The sequence below is a fragment of the Paenibacillus pasadenensis DSM 19293 genome (assembly GCF_000422485.1).
GTDB lineage: Bacteria > Bacillota > Bacilli > Paenibacillales > Paenibacillaceae > Paenibacillus_O > Paenibacillus_O pasadenensis.
On sequence record NZ_AULW01000015.1, the window covers coordinates 41,382 to 56,016 of the forward strand.

Here is a 14,635-nt window from a genome sequence, read left to right on the forward strand (position 1 = left end):
CTCCCCTTTGCTCAGACGTTGTCGGCTTCGCCCGCATGGGCGGCGCAGAACGCCGCCGCTTCCGCCAGCTCGTCCTCCTCCAGCCCGAAGTCCAGCAGCTGGTCGGTGCCGCGCTCGCGGATCTCATGCGAGACGACGCGGCCTTCCCCGCCAGACGCGAGCGCGTAGACGACGCGCACGTACAGGCCCGCCGGGCGGTACAGCTCGTCCTCCTCGTCGACCTCGATCAGCAGCGTGAACTCGTAGCGGTCGCCGCTCAGAATGCCGAACGGATCCTTCAGCTTCTCGACCGTATATTCGCTAATTTCCAATAGCTCCAGCTCCATCAGCTTCCCTCCTCATCTTGAAGCGTGCCCTCCGGCACGAGCTCCAGCACCGCCTGCCGCACCGCCGGCTCGTCCAGCCGGTCCGACAGCACGACGATCTCGCCGCGATCCTCGCGCGTCCGGATGAGCCGCCCGAATCCTTGACGCAGCCGCAGCTGCATGAACGGCTTCTCCACCTCGGCGAAAGCATCCTGCGCTTCCGACCGCCGGGCGTTGTAGACCGGATCGGCGGGCGGCCACGGCAGCTCCCAGACGACGACGAGCGACAGCGAAGGACCCGGTATGTCCAATCCTTCCCAAAGCGTCGCGGCGGCAAGCACGCTTTCCTCGTCGTTTTGGAACCGGCCGATCAGATGGCTGATCTCCGCGTCGCCCTCGTACAGCATCCGGTAGCCGTCCAGCTCCCCGCTCGACGCCGCCCAGTCGCGGAACTCCGCCAGCTGCCGACGGTCCGGGAACAGCAGCAGCGCGCGGCCGCCGCTGCGCCGAAGCGCCTTCAGAGCAGCAGCGCGCTTGGCCTCCGGTCCGTCCGTGCGGACCGTCCGCACCTGCATCTGCTCGGCGTAGTCATACGGACTCGGCGTGCTGAACTGCAGGTAGTCCCGGATGCCGAGCGAATCGGCCACATAATGGAACGAGCCGCCCGCCGAGAGCGTCGCCGACGAGAAGATGATCGGCATCGGACGCGCGAACACGCGCTCCGCCAGCACCTCCTTGACGAGCCGCGGCATGAGCACGAGCGACAGTCCGTCCGCCTCGTCGGCGAGCCAGGCGATCAGCCCGTCCGGACGGTCGAACAGCGCGAGCGCGGTGCCGATCATGTCCAGATGCTCCTCGACGATCGTCAGATGATAAGCGTCAAGGGTGAACAGTCCGCTTTCGAACACGAGTTGCTCCTCGATCTCCTCCAGCTGCGAGCGGAAGGCGCGGACCTCGCGCGTCAGCTCCGGCGTCCAGCGGAACTCGAGCCGGTCCGAGCCGGCCACCGGCCTGGCCTCGCGCCGCAGCAGGCGGAACAGCGACTCGCTGCGCGCGATCGCGTCCTCGATGCCGTAGGCGAGCGACTCGCGGATGTCGTTCTGCAGCAGCCGGCTGACGATCGACTCGAACATCGCATGCTGCAGCTTGTAGGTGAGCGCGTTCTGCGCGGCCGCCTCGAGCAGATGGCCCTCGTCGAAGACGACCGAGCTATGCTCCGGAAGCAGCGGCAGCTGCCCTTCGCGCTTGCGCGCCTCTGCCGTCCACACATGCTCCATATAGAAGTCATGCGAGCAGATGAGCACGTCCGGCGCCTTGCGGTAGTGGTCGCGCGAGAGCGTCATGCCGCAGCGATGGCGCTGCAGGCAGATGAGGCAGTCCTGGAACACGTCCCAGCCGATGCGCGACCAGTCGGCGTCGTCGAGCTCGGGGTAGTCCTTGCGGCTGCCGTACGGGTGGAACGCCTGCATCGTCGCGGGACGATGCACGAACTCCGGCAGCGAGCGGTGGAGCTCGTCGAACCGCTCGCCCCCTTCGCCGCCGCGGGCCGCGTCAAGCTTGTTCAGGCACAGGTATTGGCCTTGCGACTTCGCCACGCGGGCGTCGACGGCAAGTCCGAGATGGCGGGCGATCTTGGCCAGGTCGCCCTCCGGCTTCGTCAGCTGCTCGATCAGCGACTCGTCGGCGCAGGCGATGACGGCGGGCTTTTGCGTATAGCGGGCGTAGGCGGCGGCGTACAGCAGGTAGACGAGCGTCTTGCCGGTGCCGACGCCGGCCTCCGCGAACAGCGTCTTGCGCTCCTGGTAGGCGCGCTCGAGCTGGAACGCCATGAAGATCTGCTCGTCCCGCACCTCGAAGCCGGCCTCGGGAAGAATGTCGTAGAAAACGTCGGCGATCCAGTCGCTCGCCTGGCCGATGAACGGCAGCGAAGGATCGTAGACGAACGGATAGCGGGTCTGGGTCAAGCGGGCATAGCCTCCCCTTGCAGGTTGAAGATCAGGAGAGCGGACGGCTGCGGGCGGTTTCGGTTGCCCTGCCTCGCAGCGCTCCGCTGCCCATGTCGAACCTTCATCATAATCCGCCGGGTAGTCTGTGTAAAGGGGCTTGCCTCCACCCGCCGCCGATCCGCTGCCCGTCGGCAGCACATTTTCTCGAGTGCGCTACCTAGCTCCGCTGCTGCAGCTTGCGCGCTTCGGCCGGGAGCGCCTCCGACTCCAGCACCGTCTTGCCCTCCGGCGCATGCTGGGCGGCGGCCAGCATCGCGGCCGCGATGACGCGGGCCTCGACCGGCCGATAGCGGGCGAGCGGCCCTTTCATCAGCGGACCGAACGCCTTGCCGACCGCTCCAGCCGCCGCTTCGAGCGTGCGCTTCTCGGCGCGGGCGCCCAAGATTTGGGACGGCCGCAGCAGCACGAGCTTGCGCAGGCCGAGCTTGCCGAGCTCCTGCTCGAGCTCGCCTTTGACCCGCAAGTAAAAGGCGCGGGACGACGCGGAGGCGCCGATCGACGAGACGATGACGAGCGAGGCGGCGCCTTCGGCGGCAGCCGAGCGGGCGAGCCGCAGCGGCAGCTCGTAGTCGACCTCCCGGAATGCCGCCTGGCTGCCGGCCTTGCGGATCGTCGTGCCGGTTGCGATGAACAGATCCGCTCCCTTCAGGCGGCCCTCCAGCGCCGCCTCCGGCCGATCCTGCTCCCAAACGACCCCCTGCAGCTTCGCATGCGTTGTCCCCGTGCTTCGGCGGCCGGCCGCGATCACTTCGGTGTAGGCTTCGCTCTCCAGCAGCAGCCGCAGCAGCTCTCCTCCTACGAGTCCGGTCGCGCCGGCAATGACGGCCGTTCGTGCCATCCGCATCCCCCTCCTTCTTCGATCTGTCCTCATTATTCCATGCCGGAGAGAACATGGCAAAACGGCCGATCGGACGGCGGAGCGGAAACCGGAAATCGCTTCGCGGAGCGAGCGTCGTGACCGGCATCCGCTTCGCGGAGCATCGTGACCGGTATCCGCTTCGCGGAGCCGGCGTCGTGACCGGCACGCGCTTCGCGGAGCGAGCGTCGTGACCGGCATCCGCTTCGCGGAGCGGGCAATGTGACCGGTATCCGCTTCGCGGAGCGGGCAATGTGACCGGTATCCGCTTCGCGGAGCGGGCATCGTGACCGGTATCCGCTTCGCGGAGCGGGCATCGTGACCGGTATCCGCTTCGCGGAGCGGGGACTCGTTCCGATCTCCCTGGAGCCCAGATTCCTTTGATCCCATTCCCCAGCAGGGGTGGAATCCGGCCTCCAAGGGAACCGCTGCCGCTTCTCCACGAGTTCCCCGCCCCGCTTCGCTCCGGTCCCCAAGCTCTACTCATGCCCCGCATACGGTACGCAGCTCCACACCAAGCTCCTACTTTCCTTTTAGATCCGAGCTGCTCGGTTTTTACGCGCAACTCCCTCCGTTCCGACTCCTGTCTACCCGAGCTGCTCGGTTTTTCCGCGTAACTCCCTCCGTTCCGCCACCTACATACCGGAGTTACTCGGTTTTTCCGCGCAACTCCCTCCGTTCCGACTCCTGCCTATCCGAGTTACTCGGTTTTTCCGCGTAACTCCCTCCGTTCCGACTCCTACATACCGGAGTTACTCGGTTTTTCCGCGTAACTCCCTCCGTTTCGCCTCCTGCCTATCCGAGTTACTCGGTTTTTCCGCGCAACTCCCTCCGTTTCGCCTCCTGTCTACCCGAGCTGCTCGCGGAGCGAGCCGATGCCTTTCGGAGAAGCGGCAGCGGTCCTCTTGGAAGACGGATGGCCTCCGAATAGGAGGTCAGGGGATCAAGCCATCCGGCTTCCAGTGGAATCGGAGAAAGGCTCGGCTTGCGCAGCGGCCTTCTTGTCCCATCGGACTTGCCAGCTTCCTGCCGAGAAAGGATCGGCTCGCGCAGCGTGTTCCTTGTCGCACATGGCCTGCTTATCCGGCTTACCGCCGAGAAAGACTCGGCTCGCGCAGCGAATTCCTTGTCGGACACAGCTCGCTTTTCCGGATCGTTCCGGAGACAAAATAAAGCCGTCTCCCAAGCAGCCCGAAAGCCTGCCGGGAAACGGCTTGAAGCGCGCAAGAGCTGCGCATCCGGAACATAGCGGGAACCCGCGACGTCCGCATGCAGATGCTGCGCCCTTGCTCCCCTACGAGCCGAGCACGCGGAAAGTGCCCGTGCCGAAGGCGCACAGCTCGCCCGACTCGGTGCGGGCGTAGGATTGCGTGCTCACCATCTTGCGCGACTGATGCACGATCTCGGCGCTGACGATGAGCCGTCCCTCCTTGATCGGAGAGACGTAGTTCAGGTTCAGGTTCGTCGTCACGACGGCCCGGTCCGGATGGGCGGCCATCGCCACGAGCCCCATCGCGGAGTCGATCAGCGTCGCGTACACGCCGCCGTGCAGGATGCCGATCAGGTTCATATGATGCGGCTTGATGTCGAGGTACACCTCCGCGTAGCCTTCGCGGATGACCTTCATCTCCGCTCCGAGGAAGCCCCAGAACGACTGTTCGGCGGCGGCGGACCACTGCTCCAGCAGCTTTTTGCCTTCTTCGGATGAATCCGCTTCCAAGTTCAGGTTCATTTCGTCTCCTCCTGCTTCTGCAGCTCCTCGTCCAGCAGCTTGCGGCGCAGCACCTTGCCGACGAGCGTCTTGGGCAGGCTGTCGCGGAACTCGTACGCCTTGGGCACCTTGTAGGCGGCGAGCCGCTCCTTGCACCAAGCCTTGAGCTCCGCCGCATCCGGCTCGGCGCCGCTGCGCAGCACGACGAACGCCTTCACCGTCTCGCCCCGGTACGGATCGTTGACGCCGGCGACGATCGCCTCCTCGACGTCCGGATGCTCGAACAGCACCTCCTCCACCTCGCGCGGATAGATGTTGTATCCGCCCGCGATGATGAGGTCCTTGCGCCGATCGAGGATGTAGAAAAAGCCGTCGTCGTCCATGCGCCCGAGGTCGCCGGTGTACAGCCAGCCGTCCTTGAGCGTCTGCGCCGTCTCCTCCGGCCGCTTCCAGTAGCCGGACATCACCTGCGGCCCGCGCACGATCAGCTCGCCGATCTCGCCCGGCCGCACGTCCTCGCCCGTCTCCGGATGCACGATGCGCGCCTCCGTGTCGGGGAGCGGGATGCCGATCGAGCCGCTCTTGCGCAGCTCCCAGATGTTGTTCGCATGCGTCACCGGCGACGCCTCCGTGAGGCCGTAGCCCTCGATCAGCTTGCCGCCCGTCAGCCGCTCGAAGCGCTCCTGCACCTCGAGCGGCAGCGCGGCGGCGCCGCTGATGCAGACGTTGATCGAGCTGAGGTCGTACTTGGCGACGTCGGGATGGTTGATGATCGCGATATACATCGTCGGCGCGCCGGGGAATACCGTCGGCTTGTGCTTGTGGATCGCCTTGAGCACGGCATTGATCTCGAAGCGCGGCATCAGATACAGCGTCGCGCCGAGCCGGATGCCCTGGTTGAGCAGCACCGTCATGCCGAAGACGTGGAAAAAGGGCAGAGCGGCGAAATACCGCTCCTTGCTCCCTTCGTTGCGATAATTCCACAGCTCGCTCTGGATCGTGTTGGCGATCAGGTTGCGATGCGTCAGCATGACGCCTTTGGCGAAGCCCGTCGTGCCGCCGGTGTACTGGATGAGCGCCAGATCATGCCGCGACTCCACCGGGACGCGGCATGGATCGGAGAGCGACTCGCGCAGCAGCTTGACGAAATTCAGCAGCTGGCGGTCGCCGTAGTCGAGCTTCGGCAGCGGCGTGCCGTCCTTTTTCGCCTTGAGCGGGTAGAGCAGGTTTTTCGGAAAGGGCAAGTAATCGGCGACGGAAGCGACGATGATCCGCTCCAGCGGCTGCTCGCGAGTCGCCTGCCGCACCCGCCCGACGAGCAGGTCGAGCGCGACGATGAAGCGGGCTCCCGCGTCGAGCAGCTGATGCTCCAGCTCGCGCGGCATGTAGAGCGGGTTCGTCATGACGACGATGCCGCCGGCCAGCAGCGTGCCGTAATAGGCGATGACCGCCTGCGGGCAGTTGGGCAGCATGACCGCGACCCGGTCTCCTTTTCTGAGGCCGAGACTGATCATGGCGTTGGCGTAGCGGTAAGACGAGTCGAGCAGCGTGCCGTAGGACATGCGGGCGCCCATGAATTCGAGCGCCGTCTGGTTCGGACTTCTCTCCGCCGTGCGCACGAGGAACTCGGCCAGGTTCTGGTCGGGATAATCGTACGTCGGCGGGACTTCATGCGGGTAGTGACTGAGCCAGGGTCTGTTCGCCATGCCGTCCACCCCCATCTGTGCTTATGGCACGTACCGTTCGGCCTCGATGACGCGGGAAGCGATGCGGCGCTTCAGCTTCACCGTATCGAGGGCGCCGTTTTTCGTCAGCTTCTTCAGCACGGACAGCTGCGTCTTGAGCATGTCGCCCGTCTCCATCGCCGCCAGCGTCTCCTTGGCCAGCTCGGCGATGCGGCTGAACTCCTCCTGCACGAACACGCTCGTCATGTCGACGCCGAGCTGCGCCTTCGCCCCGCCCTGCAGCGAGATCCGCTTCTGCGTCCGCAGCAGCGCGCTTTCCATCGCGAACACGCCGATCATGATGTCCGCGAGGTTGCTCAGCACCTCCTGCTCCTGCTCGAGCTTCGTCTGGTACTTCTGCACGGCCGACGCGCCGGCCATGAGGAAGATCTTCTTGGCGCTGGCGAGCAGATGCGCCTCCAGCTCCAGCGGCTGCTCGAACTGCAGGCTTGAGGCGCGCAGCTCCATCAGCTCGTTCTGCAGCTTCATCGCCTTTTGCAGCAGAGGCAGCTCGCCCTTCATCGCGCGCTTGATGAGCGTACCGGGGATGAGCAGGCGGTTGATCTCGTTCGTGCCTTCGAAAATGCGGTTGATGCGCGAGTCGCGGTAGATGCGCTCGATGCGGTACTCCTGCGTGAAGCCGTAGCCGCCGTGGATCTGCACGCCTTCGTCGGCGACGAAGTCGAGCCCCTCGGAGGCGAACACCTTGTTGATCGAGCACTCGAGCTGGTACTCGGCGATCGCCTTGGCGGACTGGTAGCCGACATCCGCCGCCGCGTAGTCCACGTCGGCGAGGCCGACGTCGAACAGGCCGGCGGTGCGGTACACCATGCTTTCCATGACGTAGGTGCGGATGTTCATCTCGGCCAGCTTCTTGCCGACGAGCGGGAAGCTGCTGATCGGACGGCCGAACTGCGTGCGCTCATTGGCGTACTTGGCGGAATACTCGATCGCGTCCTTGGCCGAGCCGACGCAGCCGACGGCGAGCTTGTAGCGGCCGATGTTGAGGATGTTGAAGGCGATCAGATGGCCTTTGCCGACTTCCCACAGCAGGTTTTCGACCGGCACCTTGACGTCCTCGAGGATAAGCGGGCAGGTGGACGAGCCCTTGATGCCCATCTTCTTCTCCTCCGGCCCGATGCTCACGCCCTCCATCGTACGCTCGACGATGAACGTGCTGAAGTCGGTGCCGTTCACCTTGGCGTAGACGATGAACACGTCGGCGAAGCCGGCGTTCGTGATGAACTGCTTCGTGCCGTTCAGCACGTAGTGGCTGCCGTCCTCGCTCAGCACCGCCGTCGCCTTCGCGCCGAGCGCGTCGGAGCCGGAGGACGGCTCGGTCAGGCAGTACGCCGCGATCAGCTCGGCGCTCGCCAGCTTCGGCAGGTACTTCTGCTTCTGCGCCTCGTTGCCGAAATAGACGATCGGCAGCGTGCCGATGCCGACATGCGCGCCGGCCGACAAGGCGAACGCGCTCGCCTTCGTCATCTTCTCGCTGATGAGCGTGCTGCTCACCTTGTCGAGTCCGAGGCCGCCGTAAGCCTCCGGCACGTCGGCGCCGAGCAGGCCGAGCTCGCCGGCCTTGCGCAGCTTCTCGACCGTCAGCTCATAGCTCAGCTTCTCGATCTGCTCGTCGACCGGCTCGATCTCGCCGGCGACGAAGTCCTCGGTCGTCTCGGCGATCATGCGCTGCTCCTCGGTCAGCTCCTCGGGGATGACAATGGCGTTGAAATCGAGATCGTCGATGATGAAGCTGCCTCCGAGCACTTTGCTTTTGGTCGTCATGGTTCGTCTCTCCTTTGGATGGTAGGTTCAAATGGACCGGACGTCCTCCTGCGCTCAGGCTGGATGGACCTCGAACACGCCGGCGGCTCCCATGCCGCCGCCGATGCACATGCTGACGACGCCGTAGCCGCCGCCTCGGCGCTGGAGCTCGCTGATCAGCGAGACGCTGAGCTTCGTGCCGGTGCAGCCGAGCGGATGGCCGAGCGCGATCGCGCCGCCGTTGACGTTGACCTTTTCCTCGTCGAGGCCGAGCTCGCGGATGATGTGCAGGCATTGGGAGGCAAACGCCTCGTTGATCTCGTACAGCTCGACCTGCTCCTGCCGGATGCCGGCGCGCCGCAGCGCCTTGGGGATCGCCTCGACCGGGCCGACGCCCATGATCTCCGGCTCGACGCCCGCCAGGGCGAACGAGCGGAACGTCGCCAGCGGCTTCAGTCCGAGCTCGTCGGCCTTCTCGCGGCTCATAATGACGACCGCCGCCGCGCCGTCGCTCACCTGCGACGAGTTGCCCGCCGTCACCGAGCCGCCGAGCTTGAACGCCGGGCGCAGCTTCGCCAGCGTCTCGGCCGTCGTATCGGCGCGCACGCCCTCGTCGGTGCGGAACGTGAAGCGCTCCGTCTTCACCTTGCCGTTGTCGCCGAGCTCCTTGAGCTCCGCTTCGACCGGCACGATCTCGCCGTCGAACTTGCCGGCCGCGATCGCGGCCGCCGCCTTGGCATGCGAGCGGGTGGCGAACCGGTCCTGGTCCTCGCGGGAGACGCCGAACCGCTCGGCGACGCGCTCGGCCGTATGGCCCATGCCGATGTACACCTCCGGCATCTCGTCGACGATGCGCGGGTTCGGCGAGATTTTGAAGCCCGTCATCGGCACATGGCTCATGCTCTCGACGCCGCCGGCGATCAGCACATCCGCGCCGCCGGTCATGATGCGCTCCGCAGCGAAGGCGATCGACTGCAGCCCCGACGAGCAGAACCGGTTGACCGTCAGCGCCGGCACCGTCACCGGGAAGCCCGCGTACAGCGACATGATGCGGGCGAAGTTCAGCCCCTGCTCGCCCTCCGGCATCGCGCAGCCGATGATGATGTCCTCGACATCCTCCTTCTTCAAGCCCGGCGCGCGGCGGACGACCTCGTCCAGCACGATGCGCCCGAGGTCGTCGGCGCGCGTCTGCCGCAGGCTGCCCTTCTTGCCCCGGCCGACCGCCGTTCTAGCCATCGATACGATTACCGCTTCTCTCATTGTATGCTCACGCTCCTCTTCGCTTGGAACCTCGATTGCTCTAATTGCGCAGCGGACGGCCCTTGGACAGCATGTGCTGCATGCGCGCCTGCGTCTTCGGCTCGCCGGTCAGGCTCAGGAACGCCTCGCGCTCCAGGTCGAGCATGTACTGCTCGGTCACGAGCGTGCCGGCCGGCAGATCGCCGCCCGCCAGCACATGGGCGAGCTTCTTGGCGATGAGCAGGTCGTGGTCGCTGATGTAGCCGCCCTCGTGCATGCCGATCGCCGCCAGCTGCAGCGCCGCCTTGCCCTCGGAGCCGGCGATGCGGATCCGCTCCTCGGCCGGCAGCCGGTAGCCGTCCGCCGCCAGCTGGAGCACGGCCTGCTTGGCCTCGTAGATCAGATGGTCCTGGTTCGGCACGATCCGGTCGACGCCGCGCAGGTAGCCCAGACGCTTGGCGTCATGGCCGCTCGACGACACCTTGGCCTGCCCGACCGTCTCGAACACGCGTCCGAGCTGCGGCAGCAGATCCGCCTCCGGATGGCCGGCCTGCTGGCTGACGCGCAGCGCGAACTCCTTGCAGCCGCCGCCGGCCGGGATGAGCCCGACGCCGACCTCGACGAGGCCGTAGTACGTCTCCGCCGCCGCGACGACCTGGTCGGCCGGCATGCACGCTTCGACGCCGCCGCCGAGCGTCATCCGATGCGGCGCCGCCACGACCGGCTTGTCGAGGCGCTTGAGCTTCAGCATGCTCTGCTGGAACAGATGGATGATGTCGTCGACCTCATCCCACTCCTCGTCCTGCGCCTCCATCAGCAGCAGCATCAGGTTCGCGCCGACGCAGAAGTTGCGGCCCTGGTTGGCGACGACGAGCCCGGTCCAGTTCTGCCGCACCTCCTGCACGCTCTGCTGGATCATCGTCAGGATATCCCCGCCGATCGCATTGTTCGGAGAGTGGAACTCGAGGCAGGCGACGCCGTCGCCGAGGTCGATCAGGCTGGCGCCGCTGTTGCCCTGGACCACCTTGCCCTGTTCCTTGAGGGCGCGCAGGTCGATGAGCTCCGGTGCCTGCTCCGCTTGGCGGAACTCGCCGCGGCTCGCATAGAAGCGCTTGCCGTCCTGCTTGCGGTAGAAGCTCGTGTTGCCGGCGGCGATCCATTCCTTGACCCAGTCCGGCACCGCCGTGCCTTCCTTCTCCATGCGCTCGACCGAGCGCGCCAAGCCGATCGCGTCCCACGTCTCGAACGGGCCGAGCTCCCAGTTGAAGCCCCATTTCATCGCCTCGTCGATCTCCTGGATCGAGTCCGCGATCTCGCCGACCTTTTCGGCGGCATAGACGAGCACCTGCTTGAGCACGTTCCAGGCAAGCTCGGAGTAGCGGTCGCCAGCGCCGAGCAGCGCTTTTGTCTTCTCGCGCGCGCCTTTGGCGAGCTTCGCCGCCTCGAGCGAGCCGGACGCCGGTTTTTTCTGCGGGCCATGCTCCATCGTCTTTAGGTCGAGCGAGAGGATCTCGCTCTTGCCGCCCGCGCCCTTGACCTTCTTATAGAAGCCTTGGCCGCTCTTCTCGCCGAGCCAGCCGCGCTCGACGAGTCCCGTGAGCGACGCCGGCGGCGTGAACGCCTGGCGCTCGCTCTCGCTGTCCACGTTCAGCCGGACGTTGTCCGCGACGTGGAGGAACGTGTCGAGGCCGACGAGGTCGAGCGTGCGGAACGTCGCGCTCTTCGGCCGTCCGAGCGCCGGGCCGGTCGCGGCGTCCACCTCTTCGACCGTATAGCCGCCCCGCTCCATCTCCTGAAGCGTGACGAGCAGCCCGTACGTGCCGATCCTATTTGCGATGAAGTTCGGCGTATCCTTGGCGATGACGACGCCTTTGCCGAGCACCGTCTCGCTGAACTGCTTCATCTGCTGCACGAGCTGCGGATCGGTGCCGGCCGCCGGGATGATCTCGAGAAGCTTCATGTAGCGCGGCGGATTGAAGAAATGCGTGCCCATGAAGCTGCGGCGGAACGCCTCGCTGCGGCCTTCGGCCATCGCGTTGATGGAGATGCCCGACGTGTTGGAGCTGACGATCGTGCCGGGCTTCCAGACCGACTCGACGCGCTCCAGCAGGCTGCGCTTGGCGTCGAGGTTCTCAACGATGACCTCGATGATCCAGTCGACGTCCGCGAGGCCGTCCAGATGGTCCTCCAGGTTGCCGGGGGTGATGCGCTCCGCGAATGCGGGGTCGTAGAGCGGAGCCGGATTCGTCTTGGCGAGCTTGGCGACGGCGCCTGCGGCCAGGCGATTGCGCACGGCGGGATGGTCCAGCGTCCAGCCCTTCTTCTCTTCCTCTGCGCTCAGCTGCTTCGGCACGATGTCGAGCAGCAGCGTCGGGATGCCGACGTTGGCCAGATGGGCGGCGATGCCGGAGCCCATAATGCCGGAGCCGATGACGGCTGCCTTGCGGATCGTTATGCTCATCGTAATGTTGCCTCCTTGGACATGGTTGGACACGGTTGGATCTGCATCAGTGACGGCGGATCGGTCGGAAATGCCGCTGCCTCGGACCGGGGCTCAGGGCGCGGACGCAGCCGCGCCCTAAGGCGCCCGGGCCATCCGGACCGCTCGGGAAGGCACGCTCATGTCAGCTGGCCGCTCCTTCCGGGCGGCCGGCGGAGGCGGCCGGTCCGAAGACGGCCAACTCGAGAATCTCCGCGATGTCGCGCGCCTTGACCTGCTCGTCGACCTCCTTGAGCTTGGTGCCGTCCTCCAGCATCGTCAGGCAGTACGGGCAGGCGCTGCTGATGAGCGTCGGATTGACCTCGAGCGCCTGCTCGGTGCGGGCGAGGTTGACGCGCTTGCCGCTCGTCTCCTCCATCCACATCAGGCCGCCGCCCGCGCCGCAGCACATGCCGTTCTCGCGGCTGCGCGCCATCTCGACGAGCTCGACGCCGGGAATCGCGCGCAGCACCTCGCGCGGCTCGTCGTACACGTTGTTGTAGCGGCCGAGATAGCAGGAATCATGGTAGGTGATGCGCTCCCGCACCTCGTGGGCGGGGGTCAGCCGGCCGTCCTTCAGCAGCTCGGCGAACAGCTGCGTGTGATGCAGCACCTCGACGCCTTCGAGGCCGAAGTCCGGGTATTCGTTCTTGAGCGTATTGAACGTATGCGGGCAGGCGGTGACGATCCGCTTGACGCCGTAGCGCCGGAACGTCTCGATGTTCTCCTGGCACAGCTGCTGGAACAGCATCTCGTTGCCGAGGCGGCGCGGCGTGTCGCCGGAATTGCGCTCCTCGTTGCCGAGGATGGCGAAGCTGACGCCCGACTCGCGGAGCAGCCTTGCGACGGCGCGCGAGATCTTGCGGCTGCGCAGGTCGTACGAGCCCATCGAGCCGACGAAGAACAGCAGCTCGAAGTCCGGGTTCTCCTTGACCGTCGGGACGGATACGCCCTCGACGTCGCCGGTCCATTTGACGCGGTCGCTGCGGCTGATGCCCCACGGATTGCCCTGGCGCTCGATGTTCTGCATCGCGCGCTGGCCTTCATGCGGCATGCTGCCCTCCATGAGCACGAGATGGCGGCGCAGGTCGATGATCTTGTCGACATGCTCGTTGCCGACCGGGCACTGGTCCTCGCAGTTGCGGCAGGTCGTGCAGGCCCAGATCTCGTCCTCGGTCATGACGTCGCCGATCAGCGACACCTCCTCGGGCTTCCGCTCCTGCACCGTCCAGGCGGCCTTCTGCCAAGCGAGCGTCGGGCGGATGTCGGTGATCGAGCGGCCGGGATCGGCCCATGGCACGCCTGCGGATGCAGCCGCCTCCGCTGCCGCCGCCACCTCCTGCTTGCCCGAGCCGGCCAGATCGAGCAGCGACGGACCGTGGTCGAGGCTGCGCGGCTCGAACAGATGGGCTTTGCCCGGATCCGGCGCGCCGAAGGCGAATGCCGGCACCCACGGCGAGCGTCCGGTGACGGCCGCGCCTTTGTCGATCAGATGGTCGCGCAGCTTGACGATCAGATGCATCGGCGAGAGCGCCTTGCCGGTGCTCGCCGCCGGGCAGACGTTCGTGCAGCGGCCGCATTCGACGCAAGCATAGAAGTCGAGCATCTGCTTTTGCGTGAACTCCTCGATCCGGCCGACGCCGAACGACTCCGCCTCCTCGTCCTCGAGGTCGAGCTTGGCGAGCCGCCCCGCCGGCTCCTGGCGGCGCAGGTAGATGTTGATCGGCGCCGTGATGATGTGGAAGTGCTTCGACTGCGGCACGTAGACGAGGAAAGACAGCAGGATGACCAGATGCGCCCACCAGGAGACGAGGAACAGGACGTGGGCCGCGGTCTCGGACAGTCCTCCCATCGCCGTCGCGAGCAGCGAGGAGATCGGGGCGTAGCCCGACGGGTCCATGCCGAGCCAGATCCGCTCGAAGGCGAGCGAGAGGACGACCGACAGCATGAGGCCGAAGATGAAGAAGACGACGATGCTCGGCTTGAGCCCCCGCTTCAGGCGGGCCAGCTTCTCCCCGTAGCGGCGGTAGGCCGCGTAGCCCATCGCGAGCAGGATGAGCGCGACGGTGATTTCCTGCACGAGGCTGAACAGGTCGTAGCCGGGGATCGGCAGATGGCCGCCTCCGGTCAGTCCTTTGACGATGAGGTCGATCGCCCCGAGCTGCAGGATGACGAACCCGTAGAAGATGACGATGTGCATGATGCCGCTCTTCACGTCCTTGAGCAGCTTCGTCTGGCCGAATACCTGCGCGAGGAACTCCTTCATCCTCCCCGGCGCCTGCTCCGGCAGCTTGGCCGGACGTCCGAGCTTCAAATAAAGATAGCGATGGTATACGGCCCGGTAGAACAGGTAGACGCCGTAGCCGGTGACGGCGAGGAACAGCGCGAATTGAATCCATGCTCCGATCATGGTGGTCATCCTTTCTTCTTGGCGGCTTCCAGGCATCCCCATATGAAGCGCTTACATATAGGAGACGAAAAAATCTTAGCGGAACCAGGAGCGTTTCGTTGACAATCCGTGTCCTATCCCCTAAGATGAAGAAAATGAATG

At 65.8% G+C, this 14,635-nt stretch carries 10 protein-coding genes; 1 reads left to right on the forward strand and 9 read right to left on the reverse strand.

All coding sequences use genetic code 11. From position 1 onward, the window contains the following. Positions 1 to 11 precede the first annotated feature (11 nt). The 3 genes from H582_RS0102655 to H582_RS32320 form a co-directional block, all read right to left on the reverse strand. A complete protein-coding gene (locus tag H582_RS0102655) occupies positions 12 to 326 on the reverse strand; it encodes a DUF6509 family protein (protein ID WP_043110834.1) in 315 nt (104 codons plus the stop codon). Continuing rightward, entirely contained in the window at positions 326 to 2,269 is a 1,944-nt protein-coding gene (locus H582_RS0102660; RefSeq protein ID WP_028597262.1) for an ATP-dependent DNA helicase, read from the reverse strand. The genes H582_RS0102655 and H582_RS0102660 overlap by 1 nt, the downstream gene beginning before the upstream one ends. A 199-nt stretch (positions 2,270 to 2,468) precedes the next feature. Beyond that, on the reverse strand, positions 2,469 to 3,149 hold the full coding sequence (locus H582_RS32320) for an NAD(P)H-binding protein (protein WP_028597263.1): 681 nt from the start codon (positions 3,147 to 3,149) through the stop codon (positions 2,469 to 2,471). Positions 3,150 to 3,202: 53 nt separating this feature from the next. Here H582_RS32320 and H582_RS32325 point away from each other — a divergent pair, with 53 nt between their 5' ends. Next, entirely contained in the window at positions 3,203 to 3,361 is a 159-nt protein-coding gene (locus H582_RS32325) for a hypothetical protein (RefSeq protein WP_164820151.1), read from the forward strand. A gap of 1,100 nt (positions 3,362 to 4,461) precedes the next feature. On the opposite strand, the gene H582_RS0102675 is transcribed toward H582_RS32325, so the two are convergent. From H582_RS0102675 to H582_RS0102700, 6 genes are all read right to left on the reverse strand, one after another. Then, positions 4,462 to 4,899, reverse strand: coding sequence for a PaaI family thioesterase (locus H582_RS0102675; RefSeq protein ID WP_043110835.1), 438 nt, complete (start codon positions 4,897 to 4,899; stop codon positions 4,462 to 4,464). Beyond that, positions 4,896 to 6,584 (reverse strand): long-chain-fatty-acid--CoA ligase, encoded by a 1,689-nt coding sequence (locus H582_RS0102680; protein WP_028597265.1) that lies wholly within the window; start codon positions 6,582 to 6,584, stop codon positions 4,896 to 4,898. The genes H582_RS0102675 and H582_RS0102680 overlap by 4 nt, the downstream gene beginning before the upstream one ends. 21 nt (positions 6,585 to 6,605) lie before the next feature. After that, a complete protein-coding gene (locus H582_RS0102685) occupies positions 6,606 to 8,387 on the reverse strand; it encodes an acyl-CoA dehydrogenase family protein (protein WP_028597266.1) in 1,782 nt (593 codons plus the stop codon). A gap of 54 nt (positions 8,388 to 8,441) precedes the next feature. Further along, on the reverse strand, positions 8,442 to 9,626 hold the full coding sequence (locus H582_RS0102690; RefSeq protein WP_028597267.1) for an acetyl-CoA C-acyltransferase: 1,185 nt from the start codon (positions 9,624 to 9,626) through the stop codon (positions 8,442 to 8,444). 40 nt (positions 9,627 to 9,666) lie between these two features. Beyond that, on the reverse strand, positions 9,667 to 12,066 hold the full coding sequence (locus H582_RS0102695) for a 3-hydroxyacyl-CoA dehydrogenase/enoyl-CoA hydratase family protein (protein ID WP_028597268.1): 2,400 nt from the start codon (positions 12,064 to 12,066) through the stop codon (positions 9,667 to 9,669). 163 nt (positions 12,067 to 12,229) lie between these two features. Beyond that, the gene (locus H582_RS0102700) at positions 12,230 to 14,494 is read right to left on the reverse strand and encodes a heterodisulfide reductase-related iron-sulfur binding cluster (RefSeq protein ID WP_028597269.1); all 2,265 of its coding nucleotides are present in this window, start codon (positions 14,492 to 14,494) and stop codon (positions 12,230 to 12,232) included. Positions 14,495 to 14,635: the final 141 nt, after the last annotated feature.

Excerpts from the sequence above, each read along its gene's own strand:
- H582_RS0102655 (WP_043110834.1), bottom strand. The coding sequence starts at position 326 with ATGGAGCTGGAGCTATTGGAAATTAGCGAATATACGGTCGAGAAGCTG.
- H582_RS32320 (WP_028597263.1), bottom strand. The coding sequence starts at position 3,149 with ATGGCACGAACGGCCGTCATTGCCGGCGCGACCGGACTCGTAGGAGGA.
- H582_RS32325 (WP_164820151.1), top strand. The coding sequence starts at position 3,203 with ATGGCAAAACGGCCGATCGGACGGCGGAGCGGAAACCGGAAATCGCTT.
- H582_RS0102675 (WP_043110835.1), bottom strand. The coding sequence starts at position 4,899 with ATGAACCTGAACTTGGAAGCGGATTCATCCGAAGAAGGCAAAAAGCTG.
- H582_RS0102680 (WP_028597265.1), bottom strand. The coding sequence starts at position 6,584 with ATGGCGAACAGACCCTGGCTCAGTCACTACCCGCATGAAGTCCCGCCG.
- H582_RS0102685 (WP_028597266.1), bottom strand. The coding sequence starts at position 8,387 with ATGACGACCAAAAGCAAAGTGCTCGGAGGCAGCTTCATCATCGACGAT.
- H582_RS0102690 (WP_028597267.1), bottom strand. The coding sequence starts at position 9,626 with ATGAGAGAAGCGGTAATCGTATCGATGGCTAGAACGGCGGTCGGCCGG.
- H582_RS0102695 (WP_028597268.1), bottom strand. The coding sequence starts at position 12,066 with ATGAGCATAACGATCCGCAAGGCAGCCGTCATCGGCTCCGGCATTATG.
- H582_RS0102700 (WP_028597269.1), bottom strand. The coding sequence starts at position 14,494 with ATGATCGGAGCATGGATTCAATTCGCGCTGTTCCTCGCCGTCACCGGC.